This is a genomic window from Providencia sp. (genome assembly GCF_052096715.1).
GTDB lineage: Bacteria > Pseudomonadota > Gammaproteobacteria > Enterobacterales > Enterobacteriaceae > Providencia.
In genome coordinates, this window is record NZ_JBQDNB010000003.1 from 220,706 (window position 1) to 241,863 (window position 21,158).

Annotated in this window: 20 protein-coding genes; 3 read left to right on the forward strand and 17 right to left on the reverse strand. The window is 38.8% G+C overall.

Annotated elements, in window-relative coordinates:
- Positions 1–10 precede the first annotated feature (10 nt).
- The 5 genes from ACTH6U_RS04100 to ACTH6U_RS04120 form a co-directional block, all read right to left on the reverse strand.
- A complete protein-coding gene (locus ACTH6U_RS04100; protein WP_294103920.1) occupies positions 11–1,045 on the reverse strand; it encodes an ABC transporter permease in 1,035 nt (344 codons plus the stop codon).
- A 13-nt stretch (positions 1,046–1,058) separates the two neighbouring features.
- Positions 1,059–2,048, reverse strand: a complete 990-nt coding sequence (locus ACTH6U_RS04105) for an ABC transporter permease (protein ID WP_294103918.1) — start codon at positions 2,046–2,048, stop codon at positions 1,059–1,061.
- A complete protein-coding gene (locus tag ACTH6U_RS04110) occupies positions 2,041–3,558 on the reverse strand; it encodes a sugar ABC transporter ATP-binding protein (protein ID WP_441831634.1) in 1,518 nt (505 codons plus the stop codon). Before ACTH6U_RS04110 ends, ACTH6U_RS04105 begins: the two co-directional genes overlap by 8 nt.
- 316 nt (positions 3,559–3,874) lie before the next feature.
- Positions 3,875–4,867: a substrate-binding domain-containing protein gene (locus tag ACTH6U_RS04115; protein WP_294109708.1), complete on the reverse strand. Its 993-nt coding sequence runs from the start codon at positions 4,865–4,867 to the stop codon at positions 3,875–3,877.
- Positions 4,868–5,070: 203 nt separating this feature from the next.
- Positions 5,071–5,883, reverse strand: a complete 813-nt coding sequence (locus tag ACTH6U_RS04120; RefSeq protein WP_336430985.1) for a DeoR/GlpR family DNA-binding transcription regulator — start codon at positions 5,881–5,883, stop codon at positions 5,071–5,073.
- Between the two features lie 456 nt (positions 5,884–6,339).
- Between ACTH6U_RS04120 and araD the strand changes: the two genes are divergently transcribed.
- On the forward strand, positions 6,340–7,038 hold the full coding sequence (gene araD / locus ACTH6U_RS04125) for an L-ribulose-5-phosphate 4-epimerase (RefSeq protein WP_441831635.1): 699 nt from the start codon (positions 6,340–6,342) through the stop codon (positions 7,036–7,038).
- Positions 7,039–7,426: 388 nt separating this feature from the next.
- On the opposite strand, the gene ACTH6U_RS04130 is transcribed toward araD, so the two are convergent.
- The 7 genes from ACTH6U_RS04130 to ACTH6U_RS04160 form a co-directional block, all read right to left on the reverse strand.
- Positions 7,427–8,470 (reverse strand): tyrosine-protein phosphatase, encoded by a 1,044-nt coding sequence (locus ACTH6U_RS04130; protein WP_441831636.1) that lies wholly within the window; start codon positions 8,468–8,470, stop codon positions 7,427–7,429.
- Positions 8,471–8,483: 13 nt separating this feature from the next.
- Positions 8,484–9,314 (reverse strand): PTS system mannose/fructose/sorbose family transporter subunit IID, encoded by an 831-nt coding sequence (locus tag ACTH6U_RS04135; protein ID WP_336430984.1) that lies wholly within the window; start codon positions 9,312–9,314, stop codon positions 8,484–8,486.
- Positions 9,311–10,096: a PTS mannose/fructose/sorbose/N-acetylgalactosamine transporter subunit IIC gene (locus tag ACTH6U_RS04140; RefSeq protein WP_336430983.1), complete on the reverse strand. Its 786-nt coding sequence runs from the start codon at positions 10,094–10,096 to the stop codon at positions 9,311–9,313. The genes ACTH6U_RS04135 and ACTH6U_RS04140 overlap by 4 nt, the downstream gene beginning before the upstream one ends.
- Before the next feature lie 45 nt (positions 10,097–10,141).
- Positions 10,142–10,615: a PTS system mannose/fructose/N-acetylgalactosamine-transporter subunit IIB gene (locus ACTH6U_RS04145; protein WP_294109691.1), complete on the reverse strand. Its 474-nt coding sequence runs from the start codon at positions 10,613–10,615 to the stop codon at positions 10,142–10,144.
- Between the two features lie 10 nt (positions 10,616–10,625).
- On the reverse strand, positions 10,626–11,057 hold the full coding sequence (locus ACTH6U_RS04150; RefSeq protein ID WP_441831637.1) for a PTS sugar transporter subunit IIA: 432 nt from the start codon (positions 11,055–11,057) through the stop codon (positions 10,626–10,628).
- Between the two features lie 213 nt (positions 11,058–11,270).
- Positions 11,271–12,122 carry a MurR/RpiR family transcriptional regulator gene (locus ACTH6U_RS04155; RefSeq protein WP_294109688.1) on the reverse strand — a complete coding sequence of 284 codons (852 nt, stop codon included), beginning with the start codon at positions 12,120–12,122 and terminating at the stop codon, positions 11,271–11,273.
- 135 nt (positions 12,123–12,257) lie between these two features.
- Positions 12,258–13,748 carry a UxaA family hydrolase gene (locus ACTH6U_RS04160; RefSeq protein ID WP_294109686.1) on the reverse strand — a complete coding sequence of 497 codons (1,491 nt, stop codon included), beginning with the start codon at positions 13,746–13,748 and terminating at the stop codon, positions 12,258–12,260.
- 249 nt (positions 13,749–13,997) lie between these two features.
- Between ACTH6U_RS04160 and exuR the strand changes: the two genes are divergently transcribed.
- Entirely contained in the window at positions 13,998–14,759 is a 762-nt protein-coding gene (gene exuR, locus ACTH6U_RS04165; RefSeq protein ID WP_294109684.1) for a transcriptional regulator ExuR, read from the forward strand.
- Between the two features lie 35 nt (positions 14,760–14,794).
- On the opposite strand, the gene ACTH6U_RS04170 is transcribed toward exuR, so the two are convergent.
- The 5 genes from ACTH6U_RS04170 to ACTH6U_RS04190 all read right to left on the reverse strand — a co-directional run bounded on the left by ACTH6U_RS04170 (position 14,795) and on the right by ACTH6U_RS04190 (position 19,608).
- A complete protein-coding gene (locus ACTH6U_RS04170; RefSeq protein ID WP_294109683.1) occupies positions 14,795–15,529 on the reverse strand; it encodes a Crp/Fnr family transcriptional regulator in 735 nt (244 codons plus the stop codon).
- Positions 15,530–15,754: 225 nt separating this feature from the next.
- A complete protein-coding gene (locus ACTH6U_RS04175; RefSeq protein ID WP_294109681.1) occupies positions 15,755–17,077 on the reverse strand; it encodes an MFS transporter in 1,323 nt (440 codons plus the stop codon).
- A gap of 200 nt (positions 17,078–17,277) precedes the next feature.
- Entirely contained in the window at positions 17,278–18,390 is a 1,113-nt protein-coding gene (locus tag ACTH6U_RS04180; RefSeq protein WP_294109680.1) for a mandelate racemase/muconate lactonizing enzyme family protein, read from the reverse strand.
- Positions 18,391–18,862: 472 nt separating this feature from the next.
- Positions 18,863–19,342 carry a GNAT family N-acetyltransferase gene (locus tag ACTH6U_RS04185; protein WP_441831638.1) on the reverse strand — a complete coding sequence of 160 codons (480 nt, stop codon included), beginning with the start codon at positions 19,340–19,342 and terminating at the stop codon, positions 18,863–18,865.
- The gene (locus ACTH6U_RS04190) at positions 19,339–19,608 is read right to left on the reverse strand and encodes a type II toxin-antitoxin system TacA family antitoxin (protein WP_336430982.1); all 270 of its coding nucleotides are present in this window, start codon (positions 19,606–19,608) and stop codon (positions 19,339–19,341) included. Before ACTH6U_RS04190 ends, ACTH6U_RS04185 begins: the two co-directional genes overlap by 4 nt.
- A 186-nt stretch (positions 19,609–19,794) precedes the next feature.
- Between ACTH6U_RS04190 and ACTH6U_RS04195 the strand changes: the two genes are divergently transcribed.
- Entirely contained in the window at positions 19,795–21,114 is a 1,320-nt protein-coding gene (locus tag ACTH6U_RS04195) for a polysaccharide deacetylase family protein (RefSeq protein WP_294109677.1), read from the forward strand.
- Positions 21,115–21,158: the final 44 nt, after the last annotated feature.

A 21,158-nucleotide genomic window follows, 5' to 3' on the forward strand; every position in this document is an offset into this window, starting at 1 on the left:
CCTGTGAAATTTAAGTTTGTGGTGATGCTTTATTTAGACGCTGGTTGCGATTCATCGCACGTTTTGCGCTCCATTTTTCTTTGAAAAATTTGAAGGCAAGCGCCAGTATTAATGTGATCCCCCAGACCGCAAGATTGAAGTGTAAGCTAACGCCTAACAGGCTTAAGCCAGTTGCGATGACTTGCAAAACAAGTAGCGCGCAAAAAACACGACTGACTTTACCTACACCGCCAAAAGGATTGGTTCCACCGAGTACGATTGCTAAAATAGTCAGCAATAAATAGGAGTCACCGTAACCCATACGAGCAGAGTTAAAGCGTGCCATCATGATCAAACCGGCAAGGACACACAGCAAACTGGAAATGGTATAGATGGCAATCATGACTCGGTCAGTACGTATGCCACTGAACCACGTTGCATTGATATTACTGCCACTCATATAGATATTTTTACCTAAGCGAGTGCAGCCTAAAAAGAGCGCTAAAATTATCGCGGTAACGATAAAAATGATCATGGCGATTGGCATACCGAATAACGTATCTGAACCGATAGCTCTGACGATAGGTGGCATGCCACTCAAAGCCGCCCCTTTTGTGAGATAAACACCTATTCCGCTAATGATAGTCATGGTGCCGAGGGTGACTAAAATCGGGTGAGCACCAATATGAGAGATCATCAACCCAGTTAAGCAACCAATAATTACGGCAATCACAGTGGCACCAATGAGAGCAAAGCCTAGCCACATTAATTGGGTGCCTGTGCCTGCATCAACGGGTAAGTAATTGATAAAGACCCAAGCCATAAATAGACCTGTTAAGTTAGCGGTACTGATAATGGCGAGATTCAATCCACCGCTTAACATTGGAACAAACATGGCGAACGTGAGTAAACCCAGCTCAGGTAATTGGAATGTGATACTTAAAAATGTGTTTTGCGTTAAAAAGTGCCCCGGCATGGCAATACTAAAAGCCGCGACTGCCAGTAACAAGATTGAAAGCAGTCCGATAACCGCGCCATCAATTTTAAAAAGAGGTTGTTTTTTCATGGTGATATTCCTGTTAAACAAAACCTACGTCCGTCTCTTTACGTTTTTTGTAGTGAGTAATACAGATGGCAATCAGAATAACCATACCGATAACAATATTGACGAAGTAGTTAGAGACACCAATCAAGTTAAGGCCATTTTTCAAAATACCGATAAGAAAAACGCCCATCAAAGTACCGATGACTGTTCCACGCCCGCCCGATAAACTTGCACCGCCCAGTACCGCTGCGGCGAGAACATCAAGTTCTCCCCCCACCAATGCACTTGGCACCACTTCACTCATACGGTAGGTTTGTAGCATTCCGCCGATAGCCGCCATCGCACCGAGGTAACCATAAGCAAAAAGGTAGATAACCGAAACACGGATACCAATACGGGATGCGGACTCTTGGCTACCACCAACGGCATAAAGTTGGCGCCCAATATGGGTTTTGTTCATCAAGATCCAAGTAAGAAATGCGATGCCTAGCATGACTACAAGCGGAAGCCCAATTTGATAGGATTCACCATCGACCTCAAACGGTAGGATAGTCACAGGATCGACCCACCAATCAGGTAAGTCATAAATACTGTGGCCGTTGGTCAGCCACATCAACATACCGAATAGTAATGACTGCATACTGATGGTGATGATGATGGAAACAACATTTAGCGAATAAATTAAAATGGCATTAATTAAGCCAAAGGTAATACCAATCAAGATGGCAAGCGTAATACTTAATGTCGGGCTGGCAATGAAACCTTGTAGCAGCCAAGTGGCAATCGCATATTGCACAACAGAGGCGACAGCTGCGAACGAAATATCAATTCCGCCCGTTACTAACACAACGAAAAGCCCGAGCGCAAAAATACCCGTTACCGCATAGCTTTCACTTAAATCGAGTAAGTTTTGAATGGTCAGAAATTGTGGGCTCATTACTGTAAAGAAAATCACCATGATAAGAATGACCCAGGTTAACCAACCTTCGACAGATTGTGGTCGAAGCTTTTTCCAATTAGCCATTGATGATTACCTCTAATTGTTGCTCATTCATGGAGTCCACCATAATTTCATTGACGATAGACCCTTGTTTCATATGTAAAATCCGGTCACAGTTGTAATAGGCTTCAGAGGCTTCATCTGTAATTAATAAAATTGAAATACCGACACCGGATAAACGATGGATAAGCTTATAAATGCTGTCTTTGGCACCAATATCAACGCCAACCGTTGGGGAGTCTAAAATCAATACTTTAGGGCGAGTTAAGATCCATTTAGCTAACACTACTTTTTGCTGATTACCCCCTGATAATGTCGAAAGTGCATTATTAGGGTCAGTAACTTTAATATCTAAGTCGGCGATCCATTCTTGAACAATTGCTTGGCATTTTTGTTCATCAATTAAATGAAAAGGGGTTTTTAACCGATCTAAAATAGACAGAACCATATTGTCAGCAATAGATTGGGGTAAAATGGCGCCGAGTGTCAGCCTATCTTCTGAAACATAACCGATACCCTGCTTAATCGCGTGAGTGTTGTTTTTTAAAGTGACAGGTTTATCTTCAATAAATAACTCACCGCTATCAGGACGAGTAATACCAAACAGCGACAAGGCGAGCTCAGTACGACCGGCGCCTAGTAAGCCACAAAGGCCAAGTACTTCACCGCGTTTTAATTGCAATGAAATATTATTGTATTGTCCTGCACGACTTAGATTCTTTAACTCAAGCACTGTGCGACGGTCTTCGGCATTATTGGGTGGCTTACGTTCGTGAACAATGTCTAATCCTGTCATTAATTCAGTGATTTTTCGGGTAGTTAAACCTTCTGCAGGCCAAGTTCCGACTTTTTCCCCATCACGAATAACGGTAATGCGATCAGATATTTCTTTTACTTCTTCCAATCGATGGCTCACAAAAACGACAGTAATACCTTTATCTTTTAGATAATTAACGGTTGATAATAGTTGATTGACTTCTGTTCGAGTTAATGAGGCTGTGGGCTCATCCATGATAACCAATCGTGCATCAGCAACGAGAGCACGACAAATAGCAACTTGTTGGCGCTGTGCGATAGGCAGAAATTGCACGGGTGTATCGGGATTAATGGTAAAAGAGAGTTCATTTAGAATTTGCAGTGCTTTTTCACGGAGCAGCTTTTTTCGGAACCAACCAAAATAGCCTTTGAGATTAAGCTCAAATGCAATATTTTCAGCAACCGTTAAGTTAGGAAAAAGTGATAGATCTTGGTAGATCACTTGGACGCCCAGTTCACGTGCTTTATCTGGTGTTAACCGATTATAACTTTTTCCATCAATTTCAATTTGGCTACCATCATCCGGTGCATAAACACCGCTGATGGTTTTAATTAATGTGCTTTTACCGCACCCATTGGTGCCTGCTAAACAGTGCACCTCACCTTTATTGAGCGTCAAATCGATATTGCGCAATGCACGGTGCCCACCAAAACTTTTGGAGAGGTCGCGCAAAGTGATTAGGGGGGCTGATTTGTCGGCTTTGGAGGTGGTTGTCATACTTGCATTCCCTAAGCTGGTGTTGGCGAGTTCGTTATATTTCTAGCTCTACAAAGTTCTTCATACTTCGAGCTGTAGTGTTGTTGACTGCATTCGTTAACCCAAGTCACATACTTGTGTATGCTCCTTGGGGGTAACTCATTTGTCGCCTAACTACAGTTCGAATTATTTAGAACTCGTATTTTTCATATTTAGAACCCGTATCTTTCATATTCAGAACTAGAACTTGTCATATTTCGAACTAAAAAATGTCATACTTTGAATATGTATTTTTATGCGTTTATTTTTATTTTAAGTATTAATTGAGTCGTAGCGGTTACAGTCCGACATCAACCAGTTTTTTGGTGTTTTCGATATTCAATTCAACAGGGTTATCACTCAGAATCGTATTTCCGCTGACTTTGATTTGCCCCATATCACCGATAGACACGCCATCTTTGATTTCTTCACCATTCATCATGGCGGTGGCGACTTGAACAAACACTTGTCCTGCCACTTTCGGATTGGAAATATAGCCGCCGTCAATGGCACCTTTTTCGAGTAATTTAATGCCTTGGCCTGGCGTGAATGTACCGAACACACAGGTAGTATCATTTTTACGGCGTTTATCGATAGCACGACCAGCACCGATTGGACCTTGGGAACCAAATGACATAATGCCTTTTAAGTCTTTATGTTTTGATAGCAGATCATTAGCGGTACGCATTGAATCATCTACAGATTCGGCAACACCAAAGCGGTCATCAACCATTTGCATTTTTGGATAGTTTGCCTTTTGGTAGGCAATGGCAGCATCAGCCCATTCATTGACTAATGGCACAGTTAAACTGCCTACAAACATGGCGTATTTACCTTCCTCACCCATGCAAGCAGCCATATCTTTCATATGGTTAGCACCCATACTTTGGGTATCGAGTAATTCGAAATCCCAATCGGCATTTTGTTGGTTTGGTGATTCGTGAGTAATAACTTTGATACCCGCATCTTTAGCGCGTTTGAGAACAGGTTCAAGGACTTTAGCATCATTAGGAACCACACCAATGACATCGACTTTTTTGGCAATTAAGTCTTCGATAGCACGAACTTGTTCAGCAGGGTCAGCGGTGGTTGGTCCAACTTGGAAAGCATTTACACCTAATTTTTTGCCTTCTTCGGTAATACCTTGTTCCATAACATTAAACCAAGGAATACCACCCACTTTGACCACAACGCCCATGGTAAAGGGCTTCTGTGCTTTTTGTGTATCAGCCATGGCAACATTTGAAAACAGTGCCGCACTCATTAAACAAGGTAGGACTAATTTTTTCATATTCATCGTTGTATTCCTTAAAGTTGATGAAATATTAATGAGATAAATTTCATCAGCATGGTGTTGTGTATAATCGGATAGATATAATTAGCGTACGTTGATATTGCAGATAGCCGATATCATTGCACTGTTTTAAACAGCAACAGGATTTATTAATATTATTTTTACTGACTTAAATTATTATTAAAGTTTATTTATATAAATCATCTGTCACACTCAACGATATTTAAGTTGGGGAACTGTGATTTAAAATTATCATTATTAAGTTTATTTGTGATTAATACGTCAATATCATCAAAAGTACAGACTTGGCTAAAGGCATATTTATCTAATTTACTATTATCGGCCAGTAAGACTTTATTTTCTGATACTTGCAACATGATGTTTTTAAGTTTTGAATTTATTTCGCTGCCATCACGGATACCACTTTCAATGTTGAATCCTTGGCAGGATAAAAACAACGTTTTTATCTGAAAACTACGAATAATACTTTCTGCAATTGGGCCGTGAAAGTCGTCATGACGTTCTGAATATTCGCCTCCAATGCCAATAACTCTAACTCTGTCACGACAAGCTAATGCTTGGATGATCTTCACTGAATTAGTCACTACTGTAATATCAATATCTGGTATTTGTCGTGCTAAAAACCAACAAGTGCTGCTGTTATCTAACATAATGCAGTCGCCGGGTTGAATCAGTTTAAGCGCAGCTTTAGATATTTTCATTTTTGCATCAGGGTGTTCTTCGGTTCTTTTGCGAAACGACTCTGCACCATCAACCATTTGACTGAGTTTGACCGAAGAGGGCAGAACATTGAGGACGGTTGTTTCTTCTTGGTCAATGGCAACTGCACCACCGAAGCTACGAATAATTTTATTTTTACGTTCAAGCGCAGTTAAATCGCGGCGGATCGTTTCTTGTGAAACTAGACATAATTGAGATAATTCACGCACTAACGCCGAACCATTTTGGTATACATGGGAACAAATTAGTTTATGGCGTTCGGCTTGTAACATTTTCAGCTCCTATTCTTTCCACGATATTTATTCTGCCAGAGCCACTTTTTTTTTGTCGTGATTAGATTCAAGTAATACTCGCGTAGAAAAAAGAAAGATTTTTATAGTGATTGAAGTCACTAATAAATAATGGCTAATTCATTGGTTACATTTTGTTTTGTGATTAAAATCACTTAAATGGCGTTTTAATATGACCATCTCATCTAAGCATAAAAAAAAATCGGTCATATTCAGGCGTTGTAATAGACCTTGAAATTGACTTTTCATGACCATTTACGCCCGAATATGACCGAGTTAAGGGGGTTTGTTAATTTTTTGTAAATACGCATGCTTTTTAAATCGTCTAAATCTGTTTACCTTAATACTAAGAGATGGGTTATCAATCAGCAAAAGACAGACAAGTTATTGTTCTTTTCTATTGATACTTAAGGTGATTTATAAAATTAGGGGGCTGGCATGCTCGAAAAACTCAAACAGCAAGTCTTTGATGCAAACCTTGCATTACCAAAACATAACTTAGTGACCTTTACATGGGGTAACGTCAGCGGTGTGGACAGAGAAAGCGGCTTGATGGTGATTAAACCGTCAGGGGTTGAGTATGAAACGATGAAAGCTGAAGATATGGTGGTGGTTTCATTGAGTACGGGTGATGTCGTAGAAGGAAAATATCGTCCATCATCGGATACCGATACTCATCTGGCCCTGTATCAAGCTTTTCCTGAAATCGGCGGGATAGTGCATACTCACTCACGTCATGCCACCATTTGGGCGCAAGCTGGCCTGCCATTGAGTGCGTTAGGTACCACCCACGCAGATTATTTTTATGGTGAAATTCCCTGCACTCGAAAAATGACTGAAAACGAAATCGCATCAGACTATGAGAGAGAAACAGGTAACGTCATTATTGAAACCTTTGTGCAAAAAGGTATTTCTGCAAAAGATGTTCCAGCAGTTTTAGTTCATAGTCATGGCCCTTTTGCATGGGGAACAACGCCAGACAACGCAGTGCATAATGCCGTAGTTCTCGAAGAAATTGCGTATATGAATTTGCATACGCGCCAGTTAGTGCCACAAGTTGATGCCATGCAGCGAGAGTTGCTCGATAAGCATTATTTGCGCAAGCATGGAGTTGACGCATACTACGGGCAAAAATAATCTTCCCCTTTTTTACCCGTCATACTTCGCGCTGTCGGGGTGTTGACTGCTCTCGGCTACTCGGGTCACATACTGATGTATGCTCCCCGAGCTATCCTCGCTTGTCGCCTACCGACAACCCGAATTGTTTAGGGTAAATTTTGGATTAAAAGATTAAATAGAAAACCTTGTTATTAGGGTGACGATTGTTGGAGTATAACTAGCCAATTTTCACTATTTAGTTTGTATTTTCTATTATTTGAGTTAGTTAGGATGTATGTGATTTTTTATATTAGAAAAATAAATAGCCATATAAAGTAATAAATATGGCTATTTCTATTATTTAAATAATAGGAGTTCATCGGCTTATGAAGTAAACCTATTTTTTAAAATATGTATTTATATGAGATTATATCAAGTAAATTTCTTTTAGCTTATTAAAATCAGCCTCAGTAAAATTAAGTTCATTTTTAATATAATTTTCTACTGTTCCAGATGTCTCTTCCATTGCATTAAATACTTCAATAATAAATATCTCTTTTGTATCAATTAATGAAAGTAAATAATCTAGAACATTTTGGTCTTGTGTGATTTTTCGATAAGCGGCCATCTTAATTTCATTACGCGCCAAGCGATTATGATGGGTTAACATATAGTCTTGTATAATAGTTGCTTTTGGTACACCAAGCATAGCAAGAACCAATAACGCTCCGTAACCTGTTCTATCTTTTCCTCCCCGGCAATGCTGAAGGCTTGGGCTATTATTGGGCTCAAGTAAAACGTTTATCATATGGCGAAAGGCTAGTTTAGATTTATCACTGACAACAAATTGGCGGTATTGCTCTAATATTTGCTGCCCTTCACCATTGATTAATTCTTTTGGGATATTATTGAGTATCCCTTCAATTAAGGCTTTATCTTCATTGCTCGGCGCGGCAGCAAATTGTGCTGCTAATTCAGCGGTTTGTGCCGTTGCATCCAGATGATATGTATTTTTTTCGCCGATGTGGCAATTGGGCGATTTATTAATTTCATTTTGCGTGCGGTAATCAATAATGCTTTTTATACCTAAATGAGATAGGTAGCTAATCGCTTTATCACTAAGGTTAAATAGATGATTTGAACGGTATAAAACACCCCATTTTACCTGTCTATTGTCCTCGGTGGTATAGCCGCCAAAGTCACGAAAATTATTCATTCCATCAACAGGTAGCGTTCTTTCAGCAAAAAGCGTGCGAGACTCATCTTGTTGTAGAATAAAATAAACACGTTGTTTAGCCGCTAATGGATCTTGCACTGTTAGGTTATTTTCGATGCAATCAGTAATGAAATTATTAGGGGTAATTTCAGTATTAGGTTTATCCGTCCAATAGAGGGCGAGTTTACCTTTAGGTATTTCATCAAATTTCAGTTCAAGTGTTGACTCATTAATTCTATTTACGACGATTTCCATATATTTCCCTTTTTCATCCTAAAATGCCGAACATTGAGCAGATAACACCAAGAACCATCATGGCAATAATCAGCGCAACGGTATGTTTACCTTGCAACTTGCGAACAAGAAAAAATATTCCTAAGGCAAACAACAGAGTGAGTAAATTAGGAATAACTTTGTCAAACATCTCTTGGACTTTAATTGTTTGCTCACCAACTGAAATTGTCAGAGGTGTCGTTAACTTGACTGTTGTGGCGATTAAAGACCCGAGGACCATGACCCCCACGACGTTAGCTATATTGGTAATTCGTTGAATGATATTAGATTTTTTCGATTGCTCGATTAAATCAACACCTTTGTTATAACCGTAGTGAATAAAGAAATATTTAGAGCCGATATTGACGATATTGAATAAAATAAACATTAATATTGGGCCAATAATATTGCCTTGCAGTGCAAATGCAGCACCAATACTGCCGCATATCGGTAACCAGGTGAATTTTAATAAACTATCACCGAGGCCTGCAAATGGCCCCATGAGTCCAGCTTTAACAGATACAACTGCATCTTTCTCTTCTTCAGTTGTTTTTTCTTCTAATGCTGCGGTTACACCAAGAATTAATGCACCCGCATTGATTTGCGTATTAAAGAATTCAAAGTGTCTTTGCATGGCTTTAATTCGAGTTTCTTGATCAGCTTTTTCGTAAAGTTTATCAAGCACGGGCACCATACAATGCGCAAAGCCAATTGTTTGCAGCTTTTCATAGTTATATGAAAATGACATTGTTTGAATTCGCCAAAATATGCCGTTTAACTCTTTCTTGGTGAGTTTTTTATTTTCAGGAGTGGTGACGTCGTTCATAGGTCATATTCCTCTTCTTCATTTTTATTGGAAGCTGGTTGTTCTTCTGGTGTTTGACGCGTGCTATTGGTAAATGCCATGTCATAGAGGACGGCAAATGCGAGAGCAATAAATGTAATAGGAATAATCGGTAGTTTTAGATAAGTGGTAAGCATGAAACCGAGCAAAAAGAAAAACCACATTCTGCCTTTTAGTAACATCAGTAATAATATGCAAATACCGACCGCAGGAATTAATTTAGAAGCAACCCCCATCCCTGTGAGAATACTTTCAGGTACAGCATTTAGAATGCTATTAACGAGTTCACTACCGAAATAAACGGCAATAAAACAAGGAATCGCACGGATAAGAAACCACAGTGGTGTTGAAAAATAATGAACCTTAGTTAGGCCACTATAATTACCATCTAGAATCGATTTACTTGCCCACACATTTAAAAAACTGGCAAATGAACGCCAAATAATGAGTAATTGCTGGCAAAGTATAGAAACCGGAACGGCGAGTGCAATCCCTGCGGCAATACCGCCATTTGATGCAATACCCAGCGCCACACCAATAATTGAGCCGGCAATAATATCAGGAGCAGAATATGCCCCGACGTTGCCAATCCCCATCCACATCAACTCTAAAGTGGCACTTATAGCCAGCCCTTGAACCATGTCACCCATGATGATCCCAGCTACGGTTCCCGTGAGCAGTGGGCGTCTTAACATTTGCGGACCGACATCATCTAAAGAACATATTCCAGCCCATATTGCGATTAGAATTGCTTCAACTAACATAATAAACTCCTCGCTTATTGATAAAAATAAGCCTCAGCAAATGAATTAATTGAGCAATGTTTTCAATTCAACAATGGAATCTTTTGGAACCATTTGAATTTCAACTGCAATGTTATGATTAATAATCGATTGGAATGCTTGTTCTTCTTCGGGCGTGACAGCAACTGCACGAGATAAATTGCGGCGTCCTTCTTGCATTCGCATGCCACCCACATTGAGTTTTTGAAGTTGTAAGCCATTTTCAACCAACTTATTCACATCGACGCTATTGGTAAATAGCAACATAGTGCGTCGTTTTATTTCGGTTTTTTTCAGGACATCGATAAACTTATCAACTGCAAAAACCACCACTTTTAGATCCGGTGGTGCCGCCATGGTGAGTACAGACTGTTGAACTTTGTCATCTGCGACTTTGTCATTCACAATAATGATTTGTTCAATGTCAAAATTTTTAACCCAAGTGGTAATAACTTGGCCGTGGATCAATCTATCGTCTATTCGAGCTACATTAATTGGCATAAATGATCCTCTATAATTCACTGTCGAATTGTTCTGTTGGTTTTAGATTTTCCCCGACTTTGACGCAGCTATCAGGGAATACTTCAATAATGATTTGATGAAGTTCATTCAGTGATAAATCGCGGTTACCTAAAATTTCGAGCAATGTTGGCACATTGATACCGCAGTACAAGGCAACATCATTTTGTGTTAACACTAATTCACTGGCTAAATTACAAGGTGAACCGCCCAATAAATCGACTAAAATTAAAACGCCGTTTCCTTGATTTATTTTTTGGTATGTGTCGAAAAATTGTTCTCTAACTTGGTTAATATTGCTTTCTTTTTGGATGGATATGACGGCAATATTTTCTTGTTCACCAATTAACATTTCAGCACATTCAAGTAGCCCTTGAGCGAAAGGCCCATGGCTTGCCAATATGATAGGAATTTCAGAACTCATTTTTTTCCCCTTTATCGCTATTTGTTTTTCGTTATTTTTATTAGTAATAAAATTACTATATTATTTTTAATTCAAAGTAACAATATCACAAAAAATAACAATAAATAGTCTTAGTCGTGAAAAAGGATCATTTTTGTGAGCAAGATCGAGGCTGCAACAGCAGCCAGTGAAGAAAAAGGGAAATGAAATATTTTTAATAAATGCAGGGTATCGTTAGTTATTACTATTTAGGCGAGAAAAACGTTCTGCTCTGGTGCTTATCTGCTTGGAAATTCGCTCATCATATTGACCAACAAATAAATTAGTTATTAGCATGTTGATTACGGTTAACTGTGAAATTTTAGAGCGTATAGGAATAATACGAGAAATATTTTCAGTTGAGGTGGTGTGTAAGATAATTTCAGCAAGCGAAGATACAGAGCTTTGTCCCATTTTGGTGATAGCTATTGTGGGGACGTTAAGTTCTCGAGCTAGGGTTAATAGCTTAATGCATTCATGATTTTCACCCGAATGTGAAATAACAATAACGAGGTCATTTTCATTTAACGTATTAACGATACTAAATTGGATGCTGTAATCAAGGTGGCAGTTAACATCTTTTTTGATTTTGATTAGCTGATATTCAAATTCCTTTGCCACTAAGCCGCTGCTCCCTGCACCATAAATAACAATTTTTTGACCTTTACGAATTAGTTCATTGGCTTGCGCAAATACATTTAAATTAACGAGTGCGCAGGTTTCTTCAATGGATGATTTTTCAATTTGACTAACTTTGTAGTTAATCGTTTCCATCGGATCATTAATATCGATATCTTCTTGAAGAAAGGTGCCATACGATTTGTGATTAATAGAGGAAATTAAATCTATTTTTAATTCACTAAAGCCTTGGTAACCCAGTTTGTGGCATAAGCGTAAAATTGTGGTCGTACTGACTTTATTTTCTTGCGCAAGAGATTGGATACTCATGCTCTGAATGTCTCTCTTATTAGCAATAATGTACTCGGCGACTTGTTTTTCTTTGGTTGAGAGGCTATCTCTAGATTCTCGAAGTTTTAGATCTATCATCGTATACCCTGCTAATAAGTTGAAAATAGTCATACCAACGGTAATCCTACCATATATCAAAAATAGCGATACGATGACTTTTATCTGTTTGCGCTGATAGCACTCATATATTTAGTGCTATCAGCAAGTCGCGTATTAAAGTGTCACGCCCATTTTAAAAATAGCTAATTCACGAAAATCATTAATTTCATTTTTGGCTTGTTCACCATTAACAATTTTCACGACATGCTGAATAAAGTCATTTAATAACTGGTCCATGTTTTTACCTGTTAATAGTGCGCCTGCATTGAAATCAATCCAATGTGGTTTTTTCGCCGCTAGTTCATTGTTGGTCGCTATTTTAAGCGTTGGGACAAATCCACCATAAGGGGTTCCTCGGCCTGTGGTGAATAACACCATATGACAACCAGCTGCGCCCAATGCACTGGTTGCTATCGCATCATTTCCGGGAGCGCTGAGTAGATTGAACCCGTTAACGGCTAACCGCTCGCCATATTTTAAGACATCCATCACCTGACTGGTACCTGCTTTTTGGGTACAACCTAATGATTTTTCTTCTAAAGTTGAAATGCCACCCGCTTTATTGCCCGGTGATGGATTTTCATAAATAGGCTGGTCATGTTCAATAAAATACTGTTTGAAATCATTTACCATATTGACAGTTTTTTTGAATGTATTTTCATCATGGCAGTGATTCATTAAAATTTGTTCTGCACCAAACATCTCAGGGACTTCGGTTAATACGGTGGTACCGTTATGGCTAACCAGAAAATCAGAGAAACAACCCAGCAGTGGATTAGCGGTAATACCCGATAATCCGTCAGAACCCCCACATTCAAGGCCAAATTTGACCTCACTGAGCTTGCCTGTAACGCGTTTGTCCTGTTTGACAACTTGATAAAGCGTGTTTAAGTGTTCTATACCTACTTGGATTTCATCATCAAGTTGCTGACATACCATGAATTTTACGCGTTCGTTGTCATGTTCACCGAGGGTTTCTTTAAAGGCGGCGACTTGATTGTTTTCACAACCTAAGCCAATAACTAATACGCCACCTGCATTCGGGTGTTTCACTAAATCTTGTAAAATGGTGCGTGTGGTTAAGTGGTCGTCCCCTAATTGAGAACAGCCTAAGGTGTGGTTATATAAATAAACACCATCAATACCTAATTCATCACAATGCTGTTTGTTGAATTGGTCGATCATTTTTCTGGCGAGCGCATTGACGCAACCGACGGTTGGGATCACCCAGATTTCATTGCGAATCGCCACATCGCCATTTTGACGACGATAAAGTTGCACGTCTGGATCAATTCGCGTTGCCGAAAGAGTATTATGTGCAGGGTGATACTCATACTCACTTAATGCGCTTAAATTGGTAGCCACGTTATGGGTATGCACATGTTCACCGACGGTAATTGCGGTTGTTGCATGGCCAATTGGTGCGCCATATTTGAGAATATTTTCGCCTGTTTCAATGGCGGTTAGTGCGATTTTATGTCCGCGATCAACTGCATTTTTTAGCGTAATGGTTTGATCATCAATAGAAATACTATCACCTGCTAGCCTATCAATGAGTGTTACTGCGACATTGTCATTTGGGTGTATTTTAATAATATCTTTCATTATGTTTTTAATCCCTAGCTTTAAATCAGATTTGAGGAAAAAAGTGCTATTCAGGGTTAAGTGATTTCAATTTTAGTGGTTAGTTTTCACACATTATATGCCATGGTTTATATCTTTAAAAGTTATTATACCAATTTTGAGTGAATTTATTTATGGGTCTGTGGTTATTTAACCCATGATGATAAAATTCGTTATAATTGAGCTATTGTGTGCTGGCTATCATCGATAGCAACGTGAAAGGGGAAATGAATGAGCTCACCAGAGAATGAACAGCGTCTGTATCAGCAAATTGCAGCGTTAGTTAAGGAACGGATTGAAAACAATGAATATCCTGTAGGCACCAAACTACCTGCGGAGCGTTTGTTATCTGACGAAATGAATGTCAGCCGCACAGTGATCCGTGAAGCGATCATCATGCTAGAAGTCGAAGGCTATGTGGATGTTAGAAAAGGTTCTGGTATACATGTCATCAGTAACCTGTCCAATAACTCAGTCAAAGCAGAGAATGGACTTGAGTTTAGCCATTGCGGTCCTTTTGAGTTACTGCAAGCAAGACAATTGATTGAAAGTCACATTGCTGAATTTGCCGCGACTCAAGCCACAAAAGAAGATATTTTGAAATTGGTTGAGATTCAAAAAAATGCCCGAAAAGAGGACCGATTTCGTGATTCTCAGTGGGATCTAAAGTTTCATATGCAGGTGGCGGCATCGACACACAATAGTGCGATGGTAGTGATTGTTGAACAGATGTGGAGCCAGCGTTTACGTAATCCTTATTGGATAAAACTGCATGAGCACATTGATAATCGTTCTATTGAGAGTTGGTGTGATGAACACGATAAAATTCTTCAAGCATTGGCGCATCGAGACCCTAAAGGCGCTCGACAAGCAATGTGGTTGCATTTAGAAAACACTAAAAAGATGCTATTTAATGCAACCAGTGATGATTTTGAATTTAATATGGATCGCTATATTTTTGCTGATAGTCCGATTGTTGATAGTCATGATTAACGTGGAAAAAGGCGCATATTAATTATAAAAATAGATTAGTCTTCATCATCTTCTGAAATTTGCTTTAAGGCGGGAAGGTTGACGAGCACAATTTTTCCGTATTTTGCATCTATCCAACCTAACTTTTCCCATGCTACAAGACGTTTGTTAATGGTCTGTCGCGTGGTATTGATGATTGTAGCTAAATCATCTTGCGTGAGATACAAACTTAGTTGAGTACCTTTTTCATGGGGTTCGCCATAACCCTCCGCAAGGCTGAGTAAGCGTTTTGCTAAACGAGCAGAAACAGAAAGTAGCGCAGAGTCGTTAATAATGGTAAATGCATTACGAATAACTTTGCAGAGTAGGATATTTAATGATTGATAAAAGACAGGATATTTTTCTAAGATAAGTGTCAAATCTTTAGGGGTAATCGTTAGCAAGATAGTCGGGCTAATCGCTTTAGCATCATGGGTGCGTGCTGATTTATCTAACATTGCTATTTCACCAAACCAATTGCCTGGCGATAAGTAGCGAAAGACACATTCACGTCCATCAGTCGAAATTGAACTGACTTTAACCGAGCCTTGGATAACGGCATATAATCCACGAGCGGGATCGCCTTGGTAGTGAACCATTTCACTGTCATTATAAAAACGCAGCGTTGCACATTGCATCAGGATATCAATTAAATAACTGGGTAAATTACTAAACCAGCTATTTGTTTGTAATACATCAAGAATATTCTCATGAGTTAGAGCAATATTACTATTTTGTACGGATATGTTCACTTGAATGCTCCCTGCATGAATAGGTTGTTCTTATCATGACATTAGGTGGGGTTATGTTCAATGTTGAACTTATCTATTTGATATTGATTTACAGAAAATAAAAATAACATTTATATTATCAACATAATTTTAAGCGTGATGATTTTTGAATCGATAAAAAAGTGATAAATAGAAATCTCCCAAGCAATATAAAATTGCTTGGGAGATTAATTAATTTAATAAAACTTAATATTCAAATTTCTTTTCAATCCCGAATCTTTTTAATGTCAGAATTAAAAGTCCGCCAATAAAGGCCACTAAGGCGATGAAATATAACCCTGCACGCGCAGATTCAAATGTTGTATCAGCCCAAACTCTCAGATTAGGTGCAACAAATCCACCTAGATTACCGACTGAGTTTATAAGCGCGATACCTGAAGCGGCGGCAGTTCCCCCTAAATATGCGGATGGGAAGGTCCAATACAGTGGTTGCATCGCTAAGTGACCCGCTGCTGCAACACAAAGAGCAATGATAGCAATAATTGGGATGCTATCAAATAACCCTGATACTGCGATGCCTGCGGCACCTAACATAAAGGTAACTGAAGCCACTTTACGTCGTTCTTTTAAGCGCTCTGAAAGACGAGGAACATAGTAAACAGCGATGGCGGCACACAGAGGTGGAATTGCGGTAACAAAACCCACTAATAATCCGACTTTAGTACCTAATAAGGTGGCGATTTGTGTTGGTAGGAAAAAATAAATTCCATAGCCACAAACTTGGACAGTAAACCAAATTAAGCACAGATAAAGTACGCGAATATCTAGCAGTGCGCTCAATGCACCCTTTGGACTGTGACCTTTTTTTGCATCTTCTTCTTGAGCTAGTTTCGTTGAAAGTGCCTTTTTTTCATCGTCAGAAAGCCATTTTGCTTTTTCTGGGCGATCATCAAGGTAGAAAAATACCCAAACACCGACAATGGATGCTAATAAACCTTCAACAACGAACATCAATTGCCAGCCATGTAATCCGAACGCGTAGGATGTACCATCCAATGCCAGTAATGAACCGGATAGTGGCCCACCAATAATAAAGGCTAGAGGTGCGCCAAATAAGAAGTAACCAGTGACACGGGCACGGATATTTTGTGGAAACCAAAAGGTGAGATATAAAATAACGCCTGGGAAGAAACCAGCTTCACTTACCCCGAGTAAGAAACGCAACACAATAAAAGTCGTTTCATCGTGAGCAAACATCATGGCAGCTGAAATGAGACCCCAAGTCACCATAATACGTGACAACCAAACTCGAGCACCTATTCGATATAATAAAATATTACTTGGAACTTCAAAGAGTGCGTAGCCGATAAAGAAGATACCTGCACCGAATGCATAAGCGGCATCGCTTAAACCTGTTGATGATTGAAACGCTTGTTTAGCAAATCCGATATTTGAACGGTCTAAATAAGCGAGTATGAACATTAATACCACCATCGGTATTATTTTTCGAATAGCTTTGCTGGTAGCCGATGATAAATGTTCAGTATTGGTGACAGTATTGGTGGACATGGTTCACCCCAGTATTGTTATAAGGTAATGATGCTATCTATCCATTAATTAATTATGACGAATCCAACTCTCCCCCAAATATAGGCGGAGTATAGAGTAAAATTTATTGAAGACGTCAATTAAAATGAATAATTCTATTTTTATTTATTTTCCCTTTTCCTCGGAGAATAATTATTTAATAAAGGAAAAGGGAATTATCATTATTTAACGTTAAATTTAGCTAATGCTTCTGGTTTTAATGTTGTACCTGCTCCCGGTGCTGTCGGGGTGGTATAAACACCATCAACAACGGCGACAGGGTCGACGAAACAATCTAGTGTCCAAGGAATAAATTCCAATAATGAGCAAGCTGGATGCGCCATAACTAAATGCAATTGCGCTTGCATCATATCGCCATGGTGTGGTGTGACAGGTAAATTAAAAGCTAAACCTAAATCAGCAATTTCCCACACTGCGGTTAAACCACCACAACGAGTTGCATCGGGTTGTAAATAATCTACCGCGCCTGCGAGCACAAATTCTTTAAATGAATCATTGTGATACAGTAATTCACCAAGTGCTATTGGCGTATCCATATAGGCGGCGAGTTGTTTATGGCTAGACACATCATCATGCCATAGTGGTTCTTCAAACCACTTAATATTGAAATCATTTAAACGATGACCATATTGTTTAGCAATACTGATATCCCATTTACCGTTTGCATCAACCATTAAGTCAATGTCGTCACCGATAGCATTGCGAACGGCTTCGATACGCTGTAAATCTTCGCGCGGATCAGGTTTGCCAATTTTCATTTTGATGGCTTTGAAACCTTCTTCAAAGATCATTTTTTTACAATCATCGACAAGATCGTCTTGGCTACGAACTAACCAGCCACAGTCGGTGTTATAGGCGTTTACTTTGTTGTGCTTAGAACCGCCAAACAATTGCCATAATGGCTGATCTGCGGCTTTTGCTTTCAGATCCCACAGTGCAATATCGATAGCAGATAATGCCATTTGCATTAAACCGCCACGACCAACCCAAATATTGGTTGAGCTACGAGATAATTTTCTATGCAGATAGCGAACTTCAGTAGGATCTTCGCCTATTAGCATTGGGCCAAAGACATCTTCCATGATCGTCGTAATTAAACGGTCGGTGGTGATGTCAGCATGTGTTCCCGTGTGGCCGTAACCGACTAAACCACACTCAGTTTTGATCATCACACCCGGCATTCCCCAATGTGTGATGCTGTGAGTTGAATCGCCGATAAGATCATTAGTGACTGGCACATGCATGATAAAGGTACTGATTTCTTTTATTTTCATGGTAATTCCCTGGTGTTAAAACTGGTTGAGAGCCAATCTAGCAGCGGGGATCGTAATTAACTGTCAAATGATTTACAGATTCGGTTTGGAAGTCACTTTTTACTGATAACTATGAGCTAGATCTCTTTATTTTGTATGATAGCTCATGAAAAATTGAAGTAGTGGTTATACCAAGTAGGTGATTTTGACATAATTGGTATAATAACTTTGTGTGATTTAGTATGCGGATAATTTAATTACTTAATTATTACTCAGGTGAAGAGTGTGATGGTTATCAATTATGCATAACCTTATGACATATATGAATTTGTGATAATTTTATTTATTGGTTTTCTTATCTTTATCGTTTAAATGATAGACTATCATATAGATTACTTCGGAAATAATACCAAACATAAAAGCCTATCCAATATTTAAAACTTAAATTAAATTAGTAGTAATTAGTGTTTAGTTATTTTTAATATCAAAAAAATTATAATTTAAGCATCAATGTCATAGGGCTAATAGGGGATGTTGTAAAACCATAATATTCGTAAAATTGTTTTGCTTTATCATTAAGAGCATGAACAAGTAATGCACGGACCCCCGCATTTTCAGCTACCGCTCTAACTCGAACTACAGCATCTTGTAATAAAGAAGCGCCTACCTTTCTGCCTTGAACTCGTCGGTCGATAGCTAATCTGCCGAGTACAATAACAGGAATTGGCTCTGGCATATTTCGACGAATACTGCCAGTCGCTTCATTGTGTGATATTGCTCCAGTTGCTAAGGCGTAATATCCCAAAACATATTGAGATGGATCGATAGTCACGAAGGTCCGACTAGCTCCGTTTAAATGGTTAGATAGCGCTCGACGTTTCAGCCAATCCTCTAATGAGGATTCCCCGCAAAAGAAGTCGTCAAGTCGATGAGATGAAGATAATGGTTGAGGGGCTGATAGTTGCGGAATCATTTATCTTCCTTCCATGGTGTTTCTATTGACATTAAACGTTCAAGACCTGAATTACTATTTACAGGGGCATCAAGTAATGCGCTAAATTGCTGAAATTTATCATTATCTAACTGGAAAAAAATTTGATCGAGTAATACTGCTTGGGCTCGCTCGCAAGCGACTTCAAGCATAAAATCAGATCTATTCTTACCAAGGATACTGGCAGCTTCATCGATTAAGTCACGTTGTTCTGGATGCGCCCGAAGATTTATTGCCGCATTACGCATATTCATAATTCCTAATTTTGTGTGTACATTGGATATACAATAATTTAGTGTGTATCTATTGTCAACACGCTATAGCTAATGTAAATGGGAATACTTTTATGATTAAAATTTTATCTGGGGTATGGGGTTCAATCGATTGAAGAGGTAGAATATGTACGACAATATCGCAATTATCGCGGATAAAAAATGTATAACCGATTATTCATGCTGTTTTTTGTCTTATTTACGAGTTATTTTCCATCAGCTTTTGCTACTGAACTTGAAAACAGTACTGAAAATTGGAAGTTGGCGGATATCCCACCTAAATTGGTTCAAACTAACACGACAGAAACTATTTTTGCCTCTGTTGCAGGTGAAATGCGTCCCGTTGCTGATTTAAACCCTGACCATGGTTTTTATGCTTTTAACCCTGCGGGTGATTATTGCGCAATGCAGTTTGGTAATGATTATGCTTTTGTTAAAACAGCACAATTATCAACGAAGAAGCCTCGCTATGTGCCAGAAGCTGATAGGCTGAATGATTTACAAAATCCGATTTATGACAATCTGATCACTACCCAAAAAACCGCGGTATATAATTCAACGAAAAAAAATGGCAAACAGATCGCCACGTTACGAGAAAATCTACGTTATCCCGTTTTAGTTCGTATGATCAAAACAGATAAAAAGGGTGAAAAAACAGGGTGGTTAACTATCCGTTTAGGGGATAGGCTTGGCTATATTCGTTTAGATGATGTTTCTCTTGATAAAGGGATCCCAGTCTTAACTTACCATCATATTCTTAAAAATAGTGAAAATAAGCATTTTAGAGAGACATCAACGACCACTTCAGTCGAAGCATTTCGTGATCAAATGAATTATTTGAAAACAGAAGGTTTTCAAACATTATCGTTAGCAGATTTAGAAGATTATTTAAATAAATCAGCCAATTTGCCAGGTAAAGCGGTAGTATTGACTTTCGATGATGGCCTCAAATCGGTTCATCGGTATGCATTACCTATTTTGCGACATAATAAACAACAAGCGACACTGTTTGTAATTTCCTCTCGTATTAAAACAAAACCGCAGAATTGGTCAGCCGATACATTGCAGTTTATGACGAAAAAAGAAATCAAAGAAAGCCAAGATGTATTTAATATACAGTCACATACCCATTTTCTTCATCGTTTAGATATACGTGGTACGCCCGTTGTTTTTAGCCGAAAAGAACACACTATTATGTTGGACTTTAGGCATTCAATGGACATTTTGCAGAAATTTGAGCCAGAGCAGCGTTATTTGGCTTATCCATTTGGTGCTTATAATCAATCTGCTGTAGATGCTGCAAGAGATGCTGGAATACATATTGCTGTGACGACGATCCAAGGAAAAGTTCGCTTAGGCGATAATCCATTTACCTTAAAAAGATTGTACGCCTATAGCACTGACCCGATTAGTAAATTCGCACAAATGGTCGGTAATAGCGAGAAAAGTGTATTTAATCAAAATGTTATTGTAGATAATTAATACCTGAATTTATCTAATGGTGTTGAGCTTTATGATTTAGTTAG

What these genes read in the sequence shown, in the direction of transcription:
- araD (WP_441831635.1), top strand. Translation starts at nt 6,340, where the DNA reads ATGCTCGAAAAACTCAAACAGCAAGTCTTTGATGCAAACCTTGCATTA.
- ACTH6U_RS04105 (WP_294103918.1), bottom strand. Translation starts at nt 2,048, where the DNA reads ATGGCTAATTGGAAAAAGCTTCGACCACAATCTGTCGAAGGTTGGTTA.
- ACTH6U_RS04140 (WP_336430983.1), bottom strand. Translation starts at nt 10,096, where the DNA reads ATGTTAGTTGAAGCAATTCTAATCGCAATATGGGCTGGAATATGTTCT.
- ACTH6U_RS04110 (WP_441831634.1), bottom strand. Translation starts at nt 3,558, where the DNA reads ATGACAACCACCTCCAAAGCCGACAAATCAGCCCCCCTAATCACTTTG.
- ACTH6U_RS04115 (WP_294109708.1), bottom strand. Translation starts at nt 4,867, where the DNA reads ATGAAAAAATTAGTCCTACCTTGTTTAATGAGTGCGGCACTGTTTTCA.
- exuR (WP_294109684.1), top strand. Translation starts at nt 13,998, where the DNA reads ATGAGCTCACCAGAGAATGAACAGCGTCTGTATCAGCAAATTGCAGCG.
- ACTH6U_RS04195 (WP_294109677.1), top strand. Translation starts at nt 19,795, where the DNA reads ATGTATAACCGATTATTCATGCTGTTTTTTGTCTTATTTACGAGTTAT.
- ACTH6U_RS04185 (WP_441831638.1), bottom strand. Translation starts at nt 19,342, where the DNA reads ATGATTCCGCAACTATCAGCCCCTCAACCATTATCTTCATCTCATCGA.
- ACTH6U_RS04175 (WP_294109681.1), bottom strand. Translation starts at nt 17,077, where the DNA reads ATGTCCACCAATACTGTCACCAATACTGAACATTTATCATCGGCTACC.
- ACTH6U_RS04155 (WP_294109688.1), bottom strand. Translation starts at nt 12,122, where the DNA reads ATGATAGATCTAAAACTTCGAGAATCTAGAGATAGCCTCTCAACCAAA.
- ACTH6U_RS04135 (WP_336430984.1), bottom strand. Translation starts at nt 9,314, where the DNA reads ATGAACGACGTCACCACTCCTGAAAATAAAAAACTCACCAAGAAAGAG.
- ACTH6U_RS04150 (WP_441831637.1), bottom strand. Translation starts at nt 11,057, where the DNA reads ATGAGTTCTGAAATTCCTATCATATTGGCAAGCCATGGGCCTTTCGCT.
- ACTH6U_RS04120 (WP_336430985.1), bottom strand. Translation starts at nt 5,883, where the DNA reads ATGTTACAAGCCGAACGCCATAAACTAATTTGTTCCCATGTATACCAA.
- ACTH6U_RS04100 (WP_294103920.1), bottom strand. Translation starts at nt 1,045, where the DNA reads ATGAAAAAACAACCTCTTTTTAAAATTGATGGCGCGGTTATCGGACTG.
- ACTH6U_RS04190 (WP_336430982.1), bottom strand. Translation starts at nt 19,608, where the DNA reads ATGCGTAATGCGGCAATAAATCTTCGGGCGCATCCAGAACAACGTGAC.
- ACTH6U_RS04160 (WP_294109686.1), bottom strand. Translation starts at nt 13,748, where the DNA reads ATGAAAGATATTATTAAAATACACCCAAATGACAATGTCGCAGTAACA.
- ACTH6U_RS04130 (WP_441831636.1), bottom strand. Translation starts at nt 8,470, where the DNA reads ATGGAAATCGTCGTAAATAGAATTAATGAGTCAACACTTGAACTGAAA.
- ACTH6U_RS04180 (WP_294109680.1), bottom strand. Translation starts at nt 18,390, where the DNA reads ATGAAAATAAAAGAAATCAGTACCTTTATCATGCATGTGCCAGTCACT.
- ACTH6U_RS04145 (WP_294109691.1), bottom strand. Translation starts at nt 10,615, where the DNA reads ATGCCAATTAATGTAGCTCGAATAGACGATAGATTGATCCACGGCCAA.